The following is a 20273-nucleotide window of genomic DNA, read 5'->3' as shown; positions in this document are numbered from 1 at the left end:
GAGGGTTGAAAGTGGCAAAAACATCTCTAAAAATTAAACAACAGAGAAAACAAAAGTTTTCTACGAGAGAATATACAAGATGTAATATTTGTGGAAGACCTCATGCTTATTTAAGGAAATTCGGTATATGCCGTATATGCTTTAGAGAACTAGCTTATAAAGGACAAATACCAGGCGTAAAAAAAGCTAGTTGGTAAAATTTAAAAATGGAAGGAGGTTACTTACATGGTAATGACAGATCCTATCGCTGATATGTTAACGAGAATTAGAAATGGTAATCACGCAAAACATGAATTTGTTGATGTACCGTCTTCAAAAATTAAGAAAGAAATTGCTAATATATTGTTAGAAGAAGGCTATATTAAAGGCTTTGATGTTATAGATGATGGTAAGCAAGGGATTATAAGAGTTGAACTTAAATATCAACAAAATAAGGAAAGAGTAATAACAGGTATTAAAAGAATATCTAAACCTGGACTTAGAGTGTATGTAAATAAGGATGAAACTCCAAGAGTACTTGGCGGATTAGGAATAGCAGTACTTTCCACATCAAAAGGTATTTTAACAGATAAAAAAGCAAGAATACAAGGAGTTGGCGGAGAAGTAATCTGCTACGTATGGTAATAATAGACGAATAGGAGGTGCTAAGATGTCAAGAATAGGTATAAAGCCTATAAATATACCTGCAAATGTTGAAGTGAGCATTAATAAAGATAATTATGCAGTTGTTAAAGGACCTAAGGGAACTTTAGAGCAACAATTGCCAAAGGCTATGGTTATTGAAATAAAAGAAACTGAAATAACAGTTTCTAGACCTTCAGAAATCAAAGAGCATAAATCACTTCACGGATTGACAAGAACACTTATCAACAACATGGTAGTTGGAGTAACTGAAGGCTATCAAAAAGTTCTTGAAATAGTAGGTGTTGGATATAGGGCACAAAAACAAGGTAGTAAACTAGTATTGAACTTAGGTTTTTCTCACCCAGTTGAAATGGAAGATCCAAACGGAATTGAAACTGCAGTTGAAGGAAATAACAAAATATTAGTAAAAGGTATAGATAAGCAACAAGTAGGAAACTACGCAGCAGTAATTAGAGACTGGAGAAAACCTGAACCTTACAAAGGAAAAGGAATTAAATACTCTAATGAAGTTGTTAGACGTAAAGCAGGTAAAACTGGTAAATAATTAAGAAAGGAGTGAGTATTAGTGCTTAAGAAAATTGATAGAAATCAAAAGAGAATCGAAAGACACTTTAAAATAAGAAATAAGATCCAAGGAACTCCTGAAAGACCAAGATTAAATATTTATAGAAGCGCTAAGCACATATACGCTCAAGTAATAGATGATGCTACTGGAACTACTATTGTTTCAGCTTCAACAGCTGATAAAGAATTAAAAGATAAAGTGGCAGAATTGACTAAAACTGAAGCAGCCAAAGTGGTTGGTCAGGCAGTAGGAGAAAGAGCGAAGGATAAAGGTATAAATGCAGTTGTTTTTGATAGAGGCGGCTATTTATATCATGGCAGAATTAAAGTACTTGCTGATAAAGCAAGAGAAAGCGGACTTGAATTTTAATAAGGAGGTAAATCAATGGAGCGTGGACGTATAGATGCAAGCCAACTGGATGTAAAAGAAAAAGTTATTAGCATTAACCGTGTTACTAAAGTTGTTAAAGGTGGTAGAAACTTTAGATTTAGCTGTTTGGTTGTTGTTGGTGACGAAAATGGCCATGTTGGAATTGGAATGGCAAAAGCTATTGAAATTCCAGATGCTATAAGAAAAGCTATTCAGGATGCTAAGAAGAGAATGATCGAAGTGCCTATGATTAATACTACTGTACCACATGAAATAATTGGTAGATATGGCGCTGGAAGAGTTCTTGTAAAACCAGCATCTGAAGGTACTGGAATTATAGCTGGTGGACCAGTTCGTGCAGTGTTAGAACTTGCAGGAATTAAGGATATCAGAACAAAATCTTTGGGCTCTAATAACCCTAGGAATGTTGTAAATGCAACAATTGAAGCCTTAAAAGCCCTCAAGAGACCTGAAGATGTAGCGAGAATTAGAGGGAAATCTGTAGAAGAAATTTTAGGTTAAGAGGTGAAAATTATGGCAATAATTAAAATAAAACAAACTAGAAGTATAATTTCTAAAACTCCTAATCAAGTTAAGAATATTAAAGCTCTAGGTTTGAGAAAAATAGGCCATGTAGTTGAAAAAGAAGATACACCTCAGATTAGAGGAATGATTAGAAAAGTAAACTTCATGGTAGAGGTTATAGAATAAAACTATAAGGAGGTGTACAAATGAAACTTCATGAATTAAAACCTAATCCTGGTAGTGTTAAGAAAAGAAAAAGATTAGGAAGAGGTACAGCGACAGGACAAGGTAAAACTGCTGGTAGAGGTATGAACGGACAAAAATCTCGTTCAGGCGGCGGAGTAAGACCAGGTTTTGAAGGTGGACAGATGCCTCTTTACAGGAGACTTCCAAAGAGAGGATTCACTAACATTTTTGGAACAATATATGCTGAAATAAACGTTGAAGCATTAAATAAGTTTGAAGATGGTGCAGAAGTTACCCCTGAAATGCTTAAATCAGAAGGAATATTGAAAAAACAACTTGACGGCGTTAAAATTTTAGGTAACGGTGACCTTGCTAAGAAACTGACAGTAAAAGCTCACAAATTTAGCAAATCAGCAGTTGAGAAAATTGAAGCTGCCGGTGGAAAAGTTGAGGTGATTTAAACGTGTTTGAAACTTTGAAAAACGCTTGGAAAATTCCTGATTTAAGAAAAAGAATTGTGTTTACATTGTTGATGATAGTAGTTTATAGACTAGGTGCTGTTATTCCTGTCCCAGGAATAAACAGAGAAATAATAGCTAACATGTTTAATGCTGGGAGTGCAGGAGCAGGGTTATTAGATTTCTTCGATTTAATGTCAGGCGGTGCATTCAAAGATTTTACAATATTTGCTTTAAATATATATCCATACATTACAGCGTCAATTATATTGCAATTGCTTGCAATTGCTATTCCTAAACTCGAAGAAATATTTAAAAGAGAAGACGGAAAGAAAAAGATGGCTCAGTGGACTAGATATGTAACTGTTGTTTTAGCATTGATTCAAGCTACTGCATACAGCGTAGGATTTTTTAATCAAGCTATAATAGAAAAAAGTTTTACATCAATATTTACAGTTGTTATAGTTCTTACAGCAGGAACTGCATTTTTAATGTGGCTGGGAGAATTAATAACAGATAGAGGTATTGGTAATGGTATATCATTAATAATATTTGCTGGTATAGTATCAAGATATCCAACAGATATTGGTAGTACTATTCAGTTAATGATGGCCGGTACAGTAAATATATTAGAAGTTGTTGTATTCTTAATATTCGCTTTAATAATAGTAGTTGGTGTTATAGCAATACAGCAAGGAGAAAGAAGAGTACCTGTACAATATGCAAAAAGAGTTGTAGGTAGAAAAATGTATGGCGGACAAAGCACACATATTCCGATGAAAGTGTTAATGGCAGGAGTTATGCCGGTTATATTTGCTTCAACATTGTTGGCAATACCTCAAACATTAGCATTCTTCTTCCCAAGTATGACTGTTGGAATTCAAAAATATTTTTCTTTAGCTCAAAGCCCAGGAGTATACATTTATACAATATTAAATATATTATTGATAGTGTTCTTCACATATTTCTATACAGCGGTTCAGTTCAATCCATATGAATACTCAAACACGCTTAAAGAAAATGGAGGTTTTATACCAGGTATAAGACCAGGCAGACCTACAGCAGAATTTTTAAATAAAGTTTTAAATAGAATAACTATAGCAGGAGCTCTTGCACTTGCATTTATAGCGACAGTACCGACTTTAGTATTTTCATTCACAAATTTGCAGGTTCAATTTGGTGGAACTGCACTTTTGATTGTGACTGGTGTTGCTCTTGAAACTATGAAGCAAATAGAAGCACAAATGATGATGAGACATTACAAGGGATTCTTGAAATAGAAAAGAGGTACGAAATGAGAACAATATTATTGGGACCACCGGGAGCCGGTAAAGGAACACAGGCTGAAACAATCGTAAAAGAGTTTTCAATACCACATATTTCTACAGGTGATATATTTAGAAGCAATATTAAAGAGGGAACTTCTCTTGGAAAGAAAGCTAAAGAATATATGGATCAAGGACTTTTAGTACCTGATGAATTGACAGTAGAGTTGGTAAAAGATAGATTGCTTAATGACGATTGCAAGAATGGATTTCTTTTAGATGGATTCCCAAGAACAATAGCTCAAGCAGATGCACTTGAAGGTGCTTTAAAAAGCATGAATCAGCATCTTGACTATGTTGTTAATATAGAAGTAGATTCAAGTCTTCTTATAACTAGAGCAGTTGGAAGAAGGGTATGTAAAGACTGCGGTCAAACATATCATATGACTTTTAACAAGCCTTCTAAAGAAGGTATTTGTGACAAATGTGGTGGTGAATTGCTACAAAGAAAAGATGATACTGAAGAAACAGTATCAAAAAGAATTAGCGTTTACCAAGAACAAACAGCGCCTTTAATAGAGTATTATTCTAACAAAGGTATATTAGTAAATATAAATGGTGAAAAACCAATAGCTGAGGTTGGCAAAGACATTGTTGCAAAATTGAGGGGAAGATAATATGATTATCCTCAAAACAAGAAGAGAAATTGAGATAATGAAAAAAGCCGGGAGATTAGTTGCCAAGGCTCATGAACTTGTGAGGAACAATATTAAACCCGGTATTACTACTAAAGAACTTGATCAAATTGTTGAAGATTTTTTAAAATCACAGAATGCAATACCAACATTTAAGGGTTATAATGGATTTCCATATTCAATATGTGCTTCAATTAATGAAGAAGTTGTGCATGGAATGCCTGGAGATAAAAAGCTCAAAGAAGGCGATATAATCAGTGTAGATATTGGTGCAACATTCGAAGGATACGTTGGAGATTCAGCAAAGACTTTCCTTGTAGGTGAAGTTGATGAAGAGAAAAGACGGTTAGTCGAAGTAACTAGACAAAGCTTTTATGAGGGCATAAAGTTTGCAAAAGAATCATATAGGTTATCTGACATTTCTCATGCAATACAAGAGTATGCTGAAAGTGCTGGATTTTCTGTTGTTAGAGATTATGTTGGTCATGGAGTTGGTAAGAATATGCATGAGTCACCACAAATTCCTAATTTCGGAAAGCCTGGAAAGGGACCCCGTCTACAACCAGGAATGGTCCTTGCCATAGAACCTATGATTAATGCTGGAACATATAATGTTAGAGTACTCGATAATGATTGGACAGTAGTAACGCTTGACGGTAAACCATCAGCTCATTATGAGCATACAATAGCAATAACTGATGGTGAACCAGAGCTATTAACTGTATTGTAGAGGTGATTTATTGGAACTGACAACAAATTTAAAAATAGGGCAAATAGTTAAATCAAAAGCTGGAAGAGATAAAGATAGAATCTTTATTATCTATGAAGTTGTTGACGAAAACTATGTATTAGTATGTGATGGCGAGCTAAGAAAACTTAGTTCTCCTAAAAAGAAAAAAGTGAAACATTTAGTTGTGTATAAAGCAGTATTGACAGAATTTGCTGAAAAATTACAAGGTAACGAAAATCTAAACGATGCATTTGTTAGAAAGCTCCTTGAGCCTTTCAACAAGAATGTATCTGATGAATGGAGGTTGAGTGATCAATGTCCAAGAAAGATGTAATAGAAGTCGAAGGAAAAGTCCTTGAAGCACTTCCAAATGCAATGTTCAGAGTTGAGCTTCAAAACGGACACCAGATTTTAGCGCATATTTCTGGAAAACTGAGGATGAACTATATCAGGATTCTACCAGGTGATACGGTAGCTCTTGAATTATCACCATATGATTTGACAAGAGGAAGAATAACCTGGAGGAAAAAGTAAGGAGGGATTACAATGAAAGTAAGACCATCAGTGAAACCAATTTGTGAAAAGTGCAAGATAATTAAAAGAAAAGGTAAAGTCATGGTAATCTGTGAGAATCCTAAGCACAAACAAAAACAAGGTTAATAAATTGTTTTTAACTATGACGAGTAGAGAAAAATTTATAATAAGTAACAACTATGGTAGGAGGTGTAAGCTTAATGGCCAGAATTGCTGGTGTTGATTTACCAAGAGATAAAAGAGTTGAAATAGGTTTGACATATATATTTGGTATTGGCAGACAAACTTCTAATAAAATACTTAAAGTAGCAGGAATTAGCCCTGATACTAGAATAAAAGATTTGACAGAAGATGAAATATCAAAATTAAGAGCAGAAATAGATAAGCGTCGTGTTGAAGGTGACTTAAGAAGAGAAATAGCGTTGAATATCAAAAGATTAAAAGAAATCAACTGTTATAGAGGATTAAGACACAAAAGAGGATTGCCTGTTAGAGGACAAAATACTAAGAACAATGCAAGAACTAGAAAAGGTCCTAAGAGAGTTTCAGGAAAAAAATCTAAAAAATAAAAGGAGGGACTTAAGTGGCAGCTAAAAAACAACAAAAAACAACTAGAGTAAGAAAAAGAGAACGTAAGAATATAGAAAAAGGCCAGGCACATATTAAGTCTACTTTTAACAATACACTTGTAACTTTGACTGACTTGCACGGAAATGCAATTTCATGGGCAAGCTCAGGTCAATTAGGGTTCAAGGGATCAAGAAAATCTACTCCTTATGCAGCTTCAATCGTAGCAGAAGAAGCAGCAAAAAGAGCTATGGTACATGGCTTGAAATCAGTAGAAGTATATGTTAAAGGACCGGGCTCAGGTAGAGAAGCTGCAATCAGATCTTTACAGGCAGCCGGACTTGAAGTAAATTTAATAAAAGACGTTACTCCAATACCTCACAATGGTTGTAGACCACCAAAACGTAGAAGAGTATAAGTAGATTAGAAACGAGGTGAAATAATGGCAAGATATACTGGACCTGTATGTAGAATATGTAGAAGAGAAGGTTTAAAGCTTTATTTAAAAGGTGATAGATGCTACTCTGATAAATGTGGAATTGGAAGAAGAAATTATGCTCCTGGTCAACATGGACAGAACAATAAAAAACTTACAAACCACGGCATACAGTTAAGAGAAAAACAAAAAGTTAGAAAGTATTATGGAGTTTTAGAAGGTCAGTTCCATGAATATTTCAATATGGCAGAAAAAATGTCAGGAAAAGCTGGAGATAACCTTTTAAAATTATTAGAGTTAAGATTTGATAATGTAATATATAGATTAGGTTTTGCTAGTTCAAGACCAGAAGCAAGACAATTAGTAGTACATGGTCATTTCACTGTAAATGGTAAAAAGGCTGATATTCCATCTATGGTACTTAGTGCTGGTGATGTAATAGAAATCAAAGAAAAAAGCCAAAGTTCAGCAAAATTCAAAGAATTGATTGAAAATCATAAAAAAACTGCACCTCAGTGGTTGCAAGTTGATCCTGATAATTTCACAGGAAGAGTAATAGCTGAACCAGCAAAAGAAGATATTGAAATACCTATAGAAGAGCATCTAATTGTTGAGTGGTATTCTAAATAACAAATAATTAAGAATTATTACCCTCGGCAAAAAAAAATCAAGTAAGGAGGGTTTGGGATGATAGAAATTGAAAAACCTAATATTACGTTAATTGAAAAAAACGATGAAAATACTTATGGTAAAATAGTAGTTGAACCACTTGAAAGAGGTTATGGGACGACACTTGGAAATTCACTAAGAAGAATACTTCTTTCATCTTTACCAGGCGCAGCCGTTACATCTATAAACATTCAAGGTGTGTTGCATGAATTTTCAACTATACCAGGTGTTAGAGAAGATGTAACAGAGATAATTCTTAATATTAAGAATCTTGCTGCTAAAATGAATGTCCCAGGACCAGTTCAATTGTTAATTGATGCAAAGGGACCTAAAGAAGTAACAGCAGGAGACATAATAACAGGTGGGGATGTAGAAATTGTCAATGAAGACCTGCATATTGCTACTTTAGAAGAAGGTTCTGAACTCATAATAGAGATGGAAATGGAACAGGGTAGAGGGTATGTAGTAGCTGATAGGAACAAGAAAGATAGTCAATCAATTGGCGTAATACCAATTGATTCAATCTACACTCCTGTTAAAAAAATTAATTTTGCAGTAGAAGATACAAGAGTTGGCAACAGAACAGATTTCGATAGATTAACTATAGAAATATGGACAAATGGAACCATAGAACCAGAAGAAGCTGTTTCACTTGGTGCTAAAATAATGAACGAACATCTTAATTTATTTATATCATTAACTGAACACATAAATGATGTTGAAATAATGATAGAAAAAGAAGAAGATGAAAAGGAAAAAGTACTAGAGATGACAATAGAGGAACTTGATTTATCAGTTAGATCCTACAATTGTTTAAAGAGAGCAGGAATTAATTCTGTAGAGGAGCTTACCTACAAATCAGAAGATGATATGATGAAAGTAAGAAACCTTGGCAAAAAGTCTTTAGACGAAGTAGCGAAAAAGCTAGAAGAATTAGGATTATCTCTTAGGAAAAATGATAATTAATAATCAGTTATAAAGGAGGACGAAGCATGGCTAATCACAGAAAGCTTGGTATGACTACTGACCATAGAGTTGCAATGTTGAGAAACATGACTGCTAGCTTGATTAACAATGGCAAAATAGTTACAACAGTAACAAGAGCTAAAGAGTTAAGAAGAGTTACAGAAAGAATGATTACTCTTGGTAAAAGAGGAGACCTACATGCAAGACGTCAGGCATTAGCATATATATATGACAAAAATGCAGTATATAAGCTATTCGAAGAAGTTGCTCCTAAATATTCAGAAAGAAACGGTGGATACACTAGAATTCTTAAAATGGGACCTCGCAGAGGCGATGGAGCAGAAATGGCTATAATTGAATTAGTATAATACTTATTTAATTATAGCAAAACAAACAAATAAACAAACAATTAATTGGGTTAAGATTCATCTTAATCCTTTTTTTTATCCAAAAATGCAATGGGGACAGTCCCCACTGCATCATTAATTCATTACCACAAAATTTCATTTGAATATTCGCATCCTTTAAGCTGAATATCTTCTAATGAACAATTATATTCTTTTGCTGCTTGTGTGACTACTTTTATAATTTCCTCATGTTCATCATCGTAGTTAAATTGTGATATTCGTCTTAATATATTTGATAATTTCGCATTGCATCTAATAATTCTATTAATTATTAAAACATTATTGTGTGTATTGTAACATGTGATATAATTAATCATAAAATCATTACTTACATAATTTGCGAATCTAACGATAGATGACATAATCTACTAATGATAATCTAATTATGAGGTGAAAAAAATGGCAAGAGTAGCAAGAAGAGAAAGCCCTTCTGGGTATTATCATGTTATGGTGAGAGGTAATAACAGAGAAACTATATTTAGCAAAAGATTTGAAAAACAGTATTTTATTGAATTACTTAGTTTAAAGCAGGATGAAGGAAGGATATCAATAGTAGCATATTGTATCATGGATAATCATGCTCATTTATTGATTCATTCAGATTTAGTAGAGATGAGTGAAATAATAAAATGGATTAATGTAAAATATGCATTAAGGTATAATTTTATACATGATAGAATAGGACATGTGTTTCAAGGACGGTACAAGAGTGAAATCATAAGTACGGATTCATATTTATTACAAGCTATTAAGTATATACATAATAACCCTGTAAAAGCTGGAATAGTGTCAGAACCTCTTAACTATCCTTGGAGCAGTTATAAAAGTTATTTAGAAAATAGTGAAGAAATGTTATTAAATTTAGATGAAAAACAGATTGTTTTAGATATGTTTTCAGGATCACTAAATGATTTTAATAAATTTCACTTATCTCATGAAAAAATAGTGGAAGAGGATTATGAATTTATTGATATTAAACAAGATATAGATCTATATCGAGAAGAAAGGGCACAAATAATTATAGAAAATTACTGCCTTCAACAGGGTATAACAGATGCTAAAGAATTTTATAATAAAAGAGATGCTTATGAAAAAATGATTATAGAACTTCTAAAAAGCACTAAATTATCTCACAGAAAGATTAGTGAATTGATGAATACAACTAGGGGTACGATACATAGTATTGCCAAAAAGCAGTTATAGATGCAGTGGGGACTGTCCCCATTGCATCTATAACTGCAATGGAACAGACCAGCGATATCTTGCTACGATTAAATATAGTTGCATTTTTGAATGTATTTATTACCATAATCGTGCAAAATAAAGTTTTATTTTCCATTATAACCTAAAATCTAATATGGAATTATATAATGAATGTATATACAATATGTATATAAGGTATGTATATAAAATATTAAATTCTAGGGGGAAAAATATTGAAAAAGAAAATATTAATATATTCTATTATGATAATGTTAATTTTTATAATGAACTCACTGGTGTTTGCTTTCGATAGAGAGATAGACCCTGATCAACCGATGGTAGCAATAACTTTTGATGATGGACCATCCCAATATTATACACCAATTATACTTGATGTATTAAAAGAAAATGATGCAAGAGCAACATTTTTTGTTTTAGGTAATGAAGTTAAAAAAAATAAAGAAATATTAGTTAGAATGATTGATGAAGGAAATGAAATTGGGAATCATAGTTATAATCACAAAGATTTAACTAGTATATCAGATTATGAACTATATCAGCAGATAGTAGGAACTGATGAGTTTATAGAAGATATTACTGGCATAAAACCGACGGTTATTAGACCTCCGTACGGATTTGTAAATGATAGAATAAGTAGCAGAATATATAAACCAATCATTTTATGGTCACTTGACACATTGGATTGGCAGAATAGAAATACTAAAAAAATATGTAGCAATATTCTTGAAAATGTAAAAGATGGTGATATTGTATTGATGCATGATATTTATGGTACAACAGCTGATGCTGTAAAAATTGTTGTTCCTGAGCTAGTTAAAAGGGGATATCAGCTAGTTACAGTAAGCGAACTTAATCAGTACAGACAAGCAACAATGCTTCCAGGACACAAATATTCTAACATGTATAAATAATGACAGGATGCGCTGGGGACTGTCCCCAGCGCATTTACTGTCCCCAGCGCATTTAAAATTGTTGTTGTAAAATTATGTAGATAATGTTATTATCTTAGTTGTATTGAAATAATTTTATTTAGGAAATATAGGTGTGAAAACAATATGGATATAATTAAAATAGAAAATGTTAAATATAAATATAGTAAAGAAGATACAAAATATGCTGTAGATACTGTTAGCTTAAATATTAAAAAGGGGCAGTTTACTGCAATAATAGGTCATAATGGATCTGGAAAATCAACTTTAGCAAAACTTATTAATTCGTTGTTGTTGCCAATTGAGGGTAAAATATATGTAAAAGATATGGATACTTCTGATGATAGTAAACTATGGGATATTAGACAAACTGCAGGAATGGTTTTTCAAAACCCAGATAATCAGTTAGTTGCAACAATTGTAGAAGAAGATATAGCTTTTGGACCTGAAAATCAAGGTGTGGAATCCTCTGAAATAAGGAAAAGAGTTGATGATGCCCTTAAAGCAGTTGGTATGTATGAATATAGAACTAGACCGCCACATATGCTTTCAGGTGGTCAAAAACAAAGAATAGCGATTGCAGGAATACTTGCTTTGAATTCAGATTGTATTATTCTTGATGAACCAACAGCAATGTTGGACCCATCTGGACGAAAAGAAGTAATGGATACTTTGAAAAAATTAAATAAACAAGGAAAAACTATACTATTAATAACTCATTATATGGACGAAGCAGTTGAGGCAGATAGAGTAGTAGTTATGGATAAAGGAAATATAAAACTAGATGGGACCCCAAAGGAAGTTTTTAAAAATTTAAAAGAAATTAAAAAATTCGGGTTAGATGTACCACAAGTTACAGAATTAGCACAGGCGCTAAAAGAAGAGGGATTAAATATACCTTCTGATATAATACATATAAAAGAATTGGTGGATTTATTATGTCAATAAAAGCAGAAAACATTAAATATGTATATAGTGAGGGAACACCATTTAGAACATTAGCTTTAGATGATGTTAACCTAAGTATAGAACAAGGAGACTTCATAGGTATAATTGGCCACACTGGTTCAGGTAAATCTACTCTTATACAGCTCTTTAATGGATTAGAAATGTCTACGGAGGGAAAGATTCTTGTTGATGATATAGTAGTAGGACAGGATAAGAAAAAGCTTAGAAACATACGACAAATGGTGGGTCTTGTATTTCAATATCCAGAATATCAACTTTTCGAAGAAACAGTTGCAAAAGATGTAGCATTTGGCCCTATGAATCTTAAATTAAATCAAGAAGAGATAGATAAAAGAACTAAAGAAGCATTAGAACTGGTTGGATTTAATTATGATAGAATTAAAGATGTTTCACCATTTGATTTAAGTGGTGGCCAAAAAAGAAGGGTTGCAATAGCAGGTGTATTAGCTATGAAGCCTAAATATCTAATATTAGATGAACCTACTGCAGGACTTGACCCAGCAGGTAGAAACGAAATATTTGAACAAATCAAGAAATTACACAAAATAAGCAACGTTACAGTTATACTTGTATCTCATAGTATGGAAGATATAGCAAAGTTAGTTAACAAGGTTGTAGTATTGTATAAAGGAAAAGTTCACATGCAAGGAACTCCAAAAGAAATATATGCACAATCTGAAGAGCTTGTTAGAATTGGTTTAGGTATACCACAAATAGCGGAATTAGCGAATGAACTTAGAAAAAGAGGATTTAATATAAAGTCTGATGTGATAACAGTAGATGAAGCTAAGGAAGAAATATTAAAAGAAATAAGGAGAAGAAAAAATGTTTAAAAATTTAACTATAGGGCAGCATTATCCAGTCGAATCGCCTGTACATAATCTTGATCCAAGAGTTAAGATAATCATAACTTTCATTTTTATTTTTTCATTATTTCTGATAAAAAGTTTTACTGCATATTTAGTTGTAGTAGCATTTTTAGCCGTTGCAATTATTACCTCAAAGGTACCAATAAAGTTTGTATTGAAAGGGCTTAAACCAATATTTTTAATAATTACAATAACATTTATAATAAATTTATTAATGACTCCAGGTAAAATAATATATGAGATAGGATTTATTAAAATAACAGAGGAGGGTCTTAAACAAGCTGGTTTTATGGCAATAAGGTTGACCCTCTTAATTATGGGGACGTCTTTATTAACTTTAACCACATCACCAATAATTTTGACAGATGGTATTGAAAGTTTATTGAAACCATTTAAAAGAATTGGTGTACCAGCTCATGAGCTTGCAATGATGATGACAATTGCACTTAGATTTATTCCTACTTTAATGGAAGAGACAGAAAAAATCATGAAGGCTCAAAAATCAAGGGGGGCTGATTTTGAAAGTGGGAATATCGTAAATAGGGCTAAAAACCTTGTTCCGTTGTTGGTTCCATTATTTATAAGTGCATTTAGACGTGCAGATGATTTAGCAATGGCAATGGAAGCTAGATGTTATAGAGGTGGAGATAATAGAACACGCATGAGGCAGTTAAAAATTCATAGAGGAGATTATGTTGCAGCATTTATTTTTGTTATTTATCTTGCAACAATAATAATATCAAGGATATGGTAAGAAACATTAAATTAGTTATTGCATACGATGGCACAAATTATCATGGATGGCAAACTCAACTTAATAATGTTACTATACAGGAAGCCATTGAAAATGCAATTAATATTATAACTAAAGAAAAAACTTGTTTGACTGGTTCAGGTAGAACAGATAAAGGAGTACATGCTTTAGGGCAAGTAGCTAATTTTGTAACAGAAACTAAAATAGAGACAGGTAAAATAAAATTAGCTTTAAATGCTAATTTACCAAAAGATATTAGAGTTTTAAGTTCTGAAGAAGTACCTTTAAATTTTAATTCTAGATTTGATGCACATAATAAAACGTATATGTATCAAATTTATAATGATAAAATAAATAGCCCTTTTTATGACCGTTATACTTATTTTATACCTTCACAGCTTGATTATGAAAAAATGGATAAAGCTTCAACCTTTTTAGTAGGGACACATGATTTTAAAGGATTTATGTCCGCAGGCTCAGAAGTCAAGACAACTATTAGAACCATTTATACAACAAAGCTTATAAAGGAAGATAAAATTATTAGATTATATATAAATGGAAGTGGTTTCTTGTATAATATGGTCAGAATTATAGCAGGTACTTTGATAGATATAGGTAAGGGAACAAAAGAAATTAGTTGTATTCAAGAAGCTTTAGAAATTAAAGATAGAACAATACTAGGACATACAGCAAAGCCAGAGGGATTATTTTTAAAAGAAGTAGATTATTCTTAAAAAAGTCCTTGACTTATTTTGCTTGGTATTATAGAATATTATAGTATGATATTGAGAGAAAAACCGTTCCAATGCCCCGGAGTTAGGTTTTTTGAATAGATTGAATTTATAAAATAAATATAAGTTATAGAATTACAGGAGGAAACAAAATGAAATGCTTCATCGCTAAACCTAATGAAGTACAAAGGGCATGGTATGTAATAGATGCTGAAGGAAAAACATTAGGTAGATTAGCAACAGAGGTTGCTAAACTTTTAAGAGGAAAACACAAAGCAATATATACTCCACATGTTGATACAGGAGATTTCGTAATAATTGTAAATGCAGAGAAAATAGTTTTGACTGGTCACAAATGGGATCAAAAATTATATAGACATCATTCACAATATCCAGGTGGAATGAAAGAAACTCCTTATAAAGATTTTATACAAGCTAAACCTACTCAACCGGTTTATCTTGCAGTAAAAGGAATGCTTCCTAAAAATAGCTTGGGAAGACAAATGTTAAAAAAACTTAAAGTATACGCAGGACCTGAGCATAATAATCAAGCTCAAAAGCCTGAAGTATATGAGTTTTAAATAAGGAGGACGAAATAGATGAACGTACAATATAGAGGAACTGGAAGAAGAAAAAGCGCTATTGCTAGAGTAAGATTAGTTCCAGGAACAGGTAAAATACTTGTTAATAAAAGAGATTTAGATGAATATTTAAAATATGAAACTTTAAGAGTTATAGTTAGAGAGCCTTTGTTAATAACAGATACATTGGGACAGTATGATGTTCTAATGAATGTTAAAGGTGGCGGATTTACAGGTCAAGCTGGAGCAATGAGACATGGTATATCAAGAGCTTTGCTTGAAGTTGATAAGGAATTAAGACCAATACTAAAAAAAGCTGGATTCTTAACTAGAGATTCTAGAATGAAAGAAAGAAAGAAATACGGTCTTAAAAAAGCTAGAAAAGCATCTCAGTTTAGTAAGAGATAATAATAGAATAATTGATGGAGGGGCGAGACAATTTGTTTTGTCCCTATCATTTAAAAAGTGTTTTCTTGGCACCCACTTTAAAAAAATCAGGTTTTTTTAAGTGACTCCGAGAATCGTTGTTATAATACGAAAGGAGTTTTTTTTATGGAAAAAAACAAAGTACAATTTATTACAAAGACTGCGCTTATTGCAGCAGCATATGCAGCTTTAACGTTGAGTTTTTCTTTTATAAGCTATAGAGAGGTTCAATTTAGAATTGCTGAAATATTAGTTTTGTTTGTGTTTATTGAGCCGAAATATGCTACAGGGTTAGTTCTTGGATGTATTTTAGCAAATTTACCTAGTCCCCTGGGCGTTATTGATGTTATAGTAGGGCCATTTGCTACATTAGTAGCCATATTATTTATAATTGCAATTAGAAAAACAGTTGGTTATTCGAAAAATTCTTTAATAATAGCTAGCTTTGGGCCAGTTATTGCTAATGCATTTATAGTTGGATGGGAATTATATTATTTGTTTCAAACACCATTATGGATGAATGCCCTATATGTAGGAATTGGTGAATTTGTTGTAGTTACAGTAGTTGGTACTGTTGTTGTATCAAGTATGATGAAAAATCAAAGATTTATAGAAAAACTTTCTATTTAAATAAAAAAACAAAAAAAGGGGACGGTTCTTTTTGATTGACCATCCCCTTTTTTTGTTTGCTTTTTATTTTGTGCCGAATAATCTATCTCCAGCATCTCCTAAACCAGGAACTATGTATCCTATGTCATTATATTTTTCATCTATTGATGCAGCGTATATTTCTACATCTGGATGAGCTTTTGTAACTATTTCTACTCCTTCAGGAGCACATACTAAATGTATTGATTTTATTTTTTTAGCGCCATGTCTTTTTAATAAATCAATTGCCCCAAGCATTGAACCACCAGTTGAAAGCATTGGTTCTGTTATTATAACTATTCTGTTTTCTATATCCTGTGGAAGTTTGCAATAATATTCTACGGGTTGTAAAGTTTCTTCATTTCTATAAAGTCCAATATGTCCAATTTTCGCATTTGGTATTAAATCAAGCATACCATCTACCATTCCTAATCCAGCACGTAGTATTGGAACTATTGCAATATCTTCTCCTGATAGAACTTTTCCTTTTGCTTTACATATAGGTGTTTCTATATCAACATCTTCAAGTGGAAGATTTCTTGTTACTTCATACGCCATAAGCATAGCAATTTCTCTTACCAACTCCCTGAAATCTTTCGATGATGTGTTTTTGTCTCTCAACATTGTTAATTTATGTTGTATCAATGGATGAGAAACTACTGTTACATTGTTCATAATATGTTACTCCTTTTATATTTAATTTAGAATAATTGTTAAGTTTTATTGTAAAGAACTAGAACTTATAATATAATTATTATACAGATTAAGCTCTTTGTCAATTAATATTTTTTTAGTTGATTAATCTTAATTAAGTTGAAAGGAATGATTTGTAATGATTAAAGGCAATGGTATCGATGTTATAGAAGTTGAAAGAATTAAAAAAAATATTGAGAATTTAGTATTTTTGAAAAAAATATACACTGAAAAGGAATTAGAATACATTAAGCTAAGAAAGTTTAATCCTCAAACTGCTGCTGGGATATTTGCTGCAAAGGAAGCTGTTTCCAAAAGTCTTGGAACAGGTTTTTCAACATTTGGGCCTTTAGATATTGAAATATCAAAAAATGAAATGGGAAAACCCATGGTTACACTTTCAAATAATGCACTTGGAATTGCAAAAGATAATAAAATTACTAATATACAACTTTCCATAACACATATTAAGGATTATGCTATTGCTTCGTGCATTGCAGAAGGTGATAAGTAGTATACTAGGATTATAAAATAGGTATAAATTAAAGGTTGTTGTCATATAAGTAGTATATAATTATATATGAGGGCAGGTTTTATATAGTGAAAAGTATTTTAAAATTTATAATATTTATAGCATTTAGTTGCATTGTTTTAGCAGGATGTTCGGTAAAGGATGAATCCTTTGTTATCCCAGTCAATTATACAGGTAAAGCAAATATGAAAGTGTATACAGATAATACTGATAATTCTTATAGTGTTAAAATTATGTGTAAGGATGGTGACTATAGTTTTGTAATCAATGAAGGTTCTTCTTGTTGGAGTATTGATTATACAGATAGCGTATGTGTTTTAAATAATGATAAATTTACAGATAGTAGTGTTAGAATTGATAATTTCAATATGGTTAATCCTTTAATTTATGAATTTGATTTAAATAAATTCAATAGTTCGGTAGACCCTATACCAGAAGAATTAATTTATTGGGATGGTATTTATAAGCATGTTATGAAATTTAATAAAGAAAATTTGTTACCAGATAAAATTTTTATTTATAAAAATGATGATTTAGTAAAAGCTATACAATATGATGAAATAAATATTATAGACGTTCAATAGTAGTTTTATTGTGGTTGCGATGGATTAATGTAAAATTATATATCATTAATAATTATTTTCACATTAAGTCATAAGTTACCATTCAATTTCTTCTTAGTTTATGATAGAATTACATAAGTTATAATAGCTGTATCTGAGTTTATTGATGTGAGGTGTGTGTGATTTGGCAGATAACAAAAAGATTTTAATTTCTATTCCAGAAAATTTATTGCATGAGCTGGATAATGCAGTTAAAGTTGATGGTACCAACAGAAGTGACTTTATACGTAAGTCTATAAGGTTTTATTTGATTGAAAAAAGAAAGCTTGAAATTAGAGATAAGATGAAGGCTGGTTATTTGGAAATGAGCAGTATTAATAAAAGCATCACCGAAGAATACTCAGAAGGAGATTATGAGGATTTTTTGAGTTATGAAACAAAATTATTAGGAAGTGAATAGCTTGATTGTAAAAAGGGGAGATGTCTATTATGCTGATTTGAGTCCTGTTATTGGCTCTGAACAAGGCGGAATTAGACCGGTTTTAATAGTACAAAATGATATTGGGAATAAATATAGTCCTACAGTTATTGTGTCTGCAATTACTTCTCAAATTAATAAGGCTAAACTACCTACACATATAGAAATTAGTTCTAAGGATTTTAGTTTACCTAAGGATTCAGTAGTATTGTTAGAGCAGATACGTACAATTGATAAGAAACGTTTGAAAGAAAAAATAGGGAGATTTGACAAGAAGCTTATGGTAGATGTTGATGATTGTCTAAAAATAAGCCTCGGTCTTATAGATTTTTAACGATACATAGTAAAAACAATGAATAGTTGATGAAGGATTTGTGCTCGCACAAATCCTTCATTTTAATTTTTAAGGTTTAAATCTTTTTTTATAAGGGTTCTCACTTCTCCTATCATGTATAGTGAGCCGACAAATGCTATAACTTCTTTTTCGTCAAATCCATTTAAAATATTTAGTATCTCATTATATTTTTGTATAGGAGTCACCTTTATATCTGAATGCTGTCTAATTAAATACGCCATATCGTTTGATGACATTGCTCTTGGATTGTTAGGGGTTAATGTGTATATTTCTTTGCTTAAATGCACTAAATAATCAATCACATCGTCTGGATTTTTATCTTCTAGCATACCATAAAACAGTATGATTTTTTTATCCCCAAAATATTCTTTTATAGCTTTTGAAAAATATTCTATACCATTAATGTTGTGACCACCATCAAGTATGATTATAGGTTCTTTGTTTATTATTTCAAATCTACCTGCAAATTTGCAGTTTATAAAGCCTTTTTCTATAGAGTGTTCATCTATATTATATCCCGATTTTTTTATTACTTCTAAAGTGCAAAGAGCTGTGGCGGCGTTATAGAGTTGATGTTCTCCAAGTAAATTGATTTTAAGGTTAGGAAGATTGAATACATCTTTTTTTAGATATTCAAATTCTTGACCTGTTATATCACCTTTGATTTTTCTTATATTTTTTTCGTCTACTTCATAAATTTCTGAATTTTTTAACTTAGCTTGATTTTTAACAACGTCTTTTATATTATCTGATTGAGGATATATGATTACTTTGCTATCTCTTTTTATAATTCCAGCTTTTTCGAATGCTATTTTTTCCAATGTATTTCCTAAGTACTGCATGTGGTCATAGCTAATAGAAGTAATAATTGATACTAGTGTGTTTTTAACAACGTTAGTTGCATCAAATCTACCGCCTAAACCTACCTCTAAAACTAAAAAATTTATTTTCTGTTCTTCAAAGTACTTAAATCCTATTGCAGTTACTACTTCAAACTCTGTAGGATGGTTATAACCTTCTGAAATCATTATGTCTATTTTTTCTTTTACGAGTGTTGTAATTTTAGCAAGAGATTCTTTATCTATATGAATTTTATTAATTTGTATTCTTTCTGTAAATTCTTCTAGATATGGACTGATGAAAAGACCTGTTTTGTACCCAGATGATACAAGAACATCATGTATCATATTGCTTGTAGAGCCTTTGCCATTTGTCCCAGCTATATGTATTATTTTATAGCTGTCTTGGGGGTTGCCTAGAAGTTCTGTTAATTTCGTAATGTTATCTAGACCAAGCTTTGAACCAAATTTATATGTTGAGTGAATAAAATCTATTGCTTCTTCATAATTCATGTTCGTTACCTCACTATTTTAATAATTTACACTAAGCATATATTAGTATATATTAGGATTTTTTTCAATTGTTTTTTTGTTATTATATCATGCATGAAATGTCAATGGGTATAAAACTTGATTTCAAACAAAAAAGTTGTTATTTTATATAT

34 protein-coding genes are annotated in these 20273 nt (G+C 31.6%); 31 read left to right on the top strand and 3 right to left on the bottom strand.

Annotation, left to right across the window (positions count from 1 at the left end):
- The first annotated feature begins 11 nt into the window (after positions 1–11).
- The 18 genes from J2Z76_RS15665 (at position 12) to rplQ (ending at position 8978) form a co-directional block, all read left to right on the top strand.
- Positions 12–197: a type Z 30S ribosomal protein S14 gene (locus tag J2Z76_RS15665; protein ID WP_209513003.1), complete on the top strand. Its 186-nt coding sequence runs from the start codon at positions 12–14 to the stop codon at positions 195–197.
- 28 nt (positions 198–225) lie between these two features.
- Positions 226–624 carry a 30S ribosomal protein S8 gene (rpsH, locus tag J2Z76_RS15660; RefSeq protein WP_209513002.1) on the top strand — a complete coding sequence of 133 codons (399 nt, stop codon included), beginning with the start codon at positions 226–228 and terminating at the stop codon, positions 622–624.
- 25 nt (positions 625–649) lie between these two features.
- Positions 650–1189 carry a 50S ribosomal protein L6 gene (gene rplF / locus J2Z76_RS15655; RefSeq protein WP_209513001.1) on the top strand — a complete coding sequence of 180 codons (540 nt, stop codon included), beginning with the start codon at positions 650–652 and terminating at the stop codon, positions 1187–1189.
- Between the two features lie 21 nt (positions 1190–1210).
- Entirely contained in the window at positions 1211–1579 is a 369-nt protein-coding gene (gene rplR, locus J2Z76_RS15650) for a 50S ribosomal protein L18 (protein WP_209513000.1), read from the top strand.
- A gap of 15 nt (positions 1580–1594) precedes the next feature.
- Positions 1595–2101, top strand: coding sequence for a 30S ribosomal protein S5 (gene rpsE / locus J2Z76_RS15645; RefSeq protein ID WP_209512999.1), 507 nt, complete (start codon positions 1595–1597; stop codon positions 2099–2101).
- A gap of 12 nt (positions 2102–2113) precedes the next feature.
- On the top strand, positions 2114–2290 hold the full coding sequence (gene rpmD, locus J2Z76_RS15640; RefSeq protein ID WP_209512998.1) for a 50S ribosomal protein L30: 177 nt from the start codon (positions 2114–2116) through the stop codon (positions 2288–2290).
- A 20-nt stretch (positions 2291–2310) separates the two neighbouring features.
- Positions 2311–2751, top strand: coding sequence for a 50S ribosomal protein L15 (gene rplO, locus J2Z76_RS15635; protein WP_209512997.1), 441 nt, complete (start codon positions 2311–2313; stop codon positions 2749–2751).
- Positions 2752–2753: 2 nt separating this feature from the next.
- A complete protein-coding gene (secY, locus tag J2Z76_RS15630; protein ID WP_209512996.1) occupies positions 2754–4028 on the top strand; it encodes a preprotein translocase subunit SecY in 1275 nt (424 codons plus the stop codon).
- A gap of 14 nt (positions 4029–4042) precedes the next feature.
- On the top strand, positions 4043–4690 hold the full coding sequence (locus J2Z76_RS15625) for an adenylate kinase (RefSeq protein WP_209512995.1): 648 nt from the start codon (positions 4043–4045) through the stop codon (positions 4688–4690).
- Between the two features lies 1 nt (position 4691).
- Complete coding sequence (map, locus tag J2Z76_RS15620) at positions 4692–5438, top strand: type I methionyl aminopeptidase (RefSeq protein WP_209512994.1); 747 nt, start codon at positions 4692–4694, stop codon at positions 5436–5438.
- A 10-nt stretch (positions 5439–5448) separates the two neighbouring features.
- Positions 5449–5772, top strand: coding sequence for a KOW domain-containing RNA-binding protein (locus J2Z76_RS15615; protein WP_209512993.1), 324 nt, complete (start codon positions 5449–5451; stop codon positions 5770–5772).
- A complete protein-coding gene (infA, locus tag J2Z76_RS15610) occupies positions 5754–5972 on the top strand; it encodes a translation initiation factor IF-1 (RefSeq protein ID WP_209512992.1) in 219 nt (72 codons plus the stop codon). Before J2Z76_RS15615 ends, infA begins: the two co-directional genes overlap by 19 nt.
- Positions 5973–5984: 12 nt before the next feature.
- Positions 5985–6098, top strand: a complete 114-nt coding sequence (gene rpmJ / locus J2Z76_RS15605; RefSeq protein ID WP_008516283.1) for a 50S ribosomal protein L36 — start codon at positions 5985–5987, stop codon at positions 6096–6098.
- A 74-nt stretch (positions 6099–6172) separates the two neighbouring features.
- Positions 6173–6541, top strand: coding sequence for a 30S ribosomal protein S13 (gene rpsM / locus J2Z76_RS15600; RefSeq protein ID WP_209512991.1), 369 nt, complete (start codon positions 6173–6175; stop codon positions 6539–6541).
- Between the two features lie 14 nt (positions 6542–6555).
- Entirely contained in the window at positions 6556–6957 is a 402-nt protein-coding gene (rpsK, locus tag J2Z76_RS15595; RefSeq protein ID WP_209512990.1) for a 30S ribosomal protein S11, read from the top strand.
- Positions 6958–6981: 24 nt separating this feature from the next.
- A complete protein-coding gene (gene rpsD, locus J2Z76_RS15590; protein ID WP_209512989.1) occupies positions 6982–7605 on the top strand; it encodes a 30S ribosomal protein S4 in 624 nt (207 codons plus the stop codon).
- A 57-nt stretch (positions 7606–7662) separates the two neighbouring features.
- The gene (locus J2Z76_RS15585) at positions 7663–8610 is read left to right on the top strand and encodes a DNA-directed RNA polymerase subunit alpha (protein ID WP_209512988.1); all 948 of its coding nucleotides are present in this window, start codon (positions 7663–7665) and stop codon (positions 8608–8610) included.
- Between the two features lie 26 nt (positions 8611–8636).
- Complete coding sequence (gene rplQ / locus J2Z76_RS15580) at positions 8637–8978, top strand: 50S ribosomal protein L17 (protein WP_209512987.1); 342 nt, start codon at positions 8637–8639, stop codon at positions 8976–8978.
- Positions 8979–9100: 122 nt separating this feature from the next.
- On the opposite strand, the gene J2Z76_RS15575 is transcribed toward rplQ, so the two are convergent.
- Positions 9101–9334 carry a DUF6904 family protein gene (locus J2Z76_RS15575; protein WP_209512986.1) on the bottom strand — a complete coding sequence of 78 codons (234 nt, stop codon included), beginning with the start codon at positions 9332–9334 and terminating at the stop codon, positions 9101–9103.
- An 82-nt stretch (positions 9335–9416) separates the two neighbouring features.
- Here J2Z76_RS15575 and J2Z76_RS15570 point away from each other — a divergent pair, with 82 nt between their 5' ends.
- The 9 genes from J2Z76_RS15570 to J2Z76_RS15530 all read left to right on the top strand — a co-directional run bounded on the left by J2Z76_RS15570 (position 9417) and on the right by J2Z76_RS15530 (position 16130).
- Positions 9417–10220 carry a transposase gene (locus tag J2Z76_RS15570; protein ID WP_209512985.1) on the top strand — a complete coding sequence of 268 codons (804 nt, stop codon included), beginning with the start codon at positions 9417–9419 and terminating at the stop codon, positions 10218–10220.
- Positions 10221–10453: 233 nt separating this feature from the next.
- A complete protein-coding gene (locus J2Z76_RS15565; protein WP_209512984.1) occupies positions 10454–11152 on the top strand; it encodes a polysaccharide deacetylase family protein in 699 nt (232 codons plus the stop codon).
- Positions 11153–11296: 144 nt separating this feature from the next.
- Complete coding sequence (locus tag J2Z76_RS15560) at positions 11297–12118, top strand: energy-coupling factor transporter ATPase (RefSeq protein ID WP_209512983.1); 822 nt, start codon at positions 11297–11299, stop codon at positions 12116–12118.
- Positions 12109–12972, top strand: a complete 864-nt coding sequence (locus J2Z76_RS15555; protein ID WP_209512982.1) for an energy-coupling factor transporter ATPase — start codon at positions 12109–12111, stop codon at positions 12970–12972. Before J2Z76_RS15560 ends, J2Z76_RS15555 begins: the two co-directional genes overlap by 10 nt.
- Positions 12965–13762, top strand: coding sequence for an energy-coupling factor transporter transmembrane component T family protein (locus J2Z76_RS15550; protein WP_209512981.1), 798 nt, complete (start codon positions 12965–12967; stop codon positions 13760–13762). The genes J2Z76_RS15555 and J2Z76_RS15550 overlap by 8 nt, the downstream gene beginning before the upstream one ends.
- Positions 13756–14496: a tRNA pseudouridine(38-40) synthase TruA gene (gene truA, locus J2Z76_RS15545; RefSeq protein ID WP_209512980.1), complete on the top strand. Its 741-nt coding sequence runs from the start codon at positions 13756–13758 to the stop codon at positions 14494–14496. The genes J2Z76_RS15550 and truA overlap by 7 nt, the downstream gene beginning before the upstream one ends.
- Positions 14497–14645: 149 nt before the next feature.
- Positions 14646–15074, top strand: coding sequence for a 50S ribosomal protein L13 (rplM, locus tag J2Z76_RS15540; protein WP_209512979.1), 429 nt, complete (start codon positions 14646–14648; stop codon positions 15072–15074).
- 18 nt (positions 15075–15092) lie between these two features.
- Positions 15093–15482 (top strand): 30S ribosomal protein S9, encoded by a 390-nt coding sequence (gene rpsI / locus J2Z76_RS15535; protein ID WP_209512978.1) that lies wholly within the window; start codon positions 15093–15095, stop codon positions 15480–15482.
- 144 nt (positions 15483–15626) lie between these two features.
- Entirely contained in the window at positions 15627–16130 is a 504-nt protein-coding gene (locus J2Z76_RS15530; RefSeq protein ID WP_209512977.1) for a QueT transporter family protein, read from the top strand.
- Between the two features lie 63 nt (positions 16131–16193).
- Here the strand turns inward: J2Z76_RS15530 and upp are convergent, their stop codons facing one another.
- On the bottom strand, positions 16194–16823 hold the full coding sequence (gene upp / locus J2Z76_RS15525) for a uracil phosphoribosyltransferase (protein ID WP_209512976.1): 630 nt from the start codon (positions 16821–16823) through the stop codon (positions 16194–16196).
- Between the two features lie 157 nt (positions 16824–16980).
- On the opposite strand from upp, the gene acpS reads away from it, so the two are divergent.
- From acpS to J2Z76_RS15505, 4 genes are all read left to right on the top strand, one after another.
- Positions 16981–17355: a holo-ACP synthase gene (gene acpS, locus J2Z76_RS15520; RefSeq protein ID WP_209512975.1), complete on the top strand. Its 375-nt coding sequence runs from the start codon at positions 16981–16983 to the stop codon at positions 17353–17355.
- A gap of 86 nt (positions 17356–17441) precedes the next feature.
- A complete protein-coding gene (locus J2Z76_RS15515; RefSeq protein ID WP_209512974.1) occupies positions 17442–17957 on the top strand; it encodes a hypothetical protein in 516 nt (171 codons plus the stop codon).
- A gap of 163 nt (positions 17958–18120) precedes the next feature.
- Complete coding sequence (locus J2Z76_RS15510; RefSeq protein ID WP_209512973.1) at positions 18121–18396, top strand: CopG family ribbon-helix-helix protein; 276 nt, start codon at positions 18121–18123, stop codon at positions 18394–18396.
- A 1-nt stretch (position 18397) separates the two neighbouring features.
- The gene (locus J2Z76_RS15505) at positions 18398–18748 is read left to right on the top strand and encodes a type II toxin-antitoxin system PemK/MazF family toxin (protein WP_209512972.1); all 351 of its coding nucleotides are present in this window, start codon (positions 18398–18400) and stop codon (positions 18746–18748) included.
- 62 nt (positions 18749–18810) lie between these two features.
- On the opposite strand, the gene J2Z76_RS15500 is transcribed toward J2Z76_RS15505, so the two are convergent.
- Positions 18811–20121, bottom strand: coding sequence for a bifunctional folylpolyglutamate synthase/dihydrofolate synthase (locus J2Z76_RS15500; protein ID WP_209512971.1), 1311 nt, complete (start codon positions 20119–20121; stop codon positions 18811–18813).
- Positions 20122–20273: the final 152 nt, after the last annotated feature.

Source organism: Sedimentibacter acidaminivorans (assembly GCF_017873955.1).
Classification (GTDB): domain Bacteria; phylum Bacillota; class Clostridia; order Tissierellales; family Sedimentibacteraceae; genus Sedimentibacter; species Sedimentibacter acidaminivorans.
This window is presented reverse-complemented; position numbering and strand designations above follow the sequence as displayed.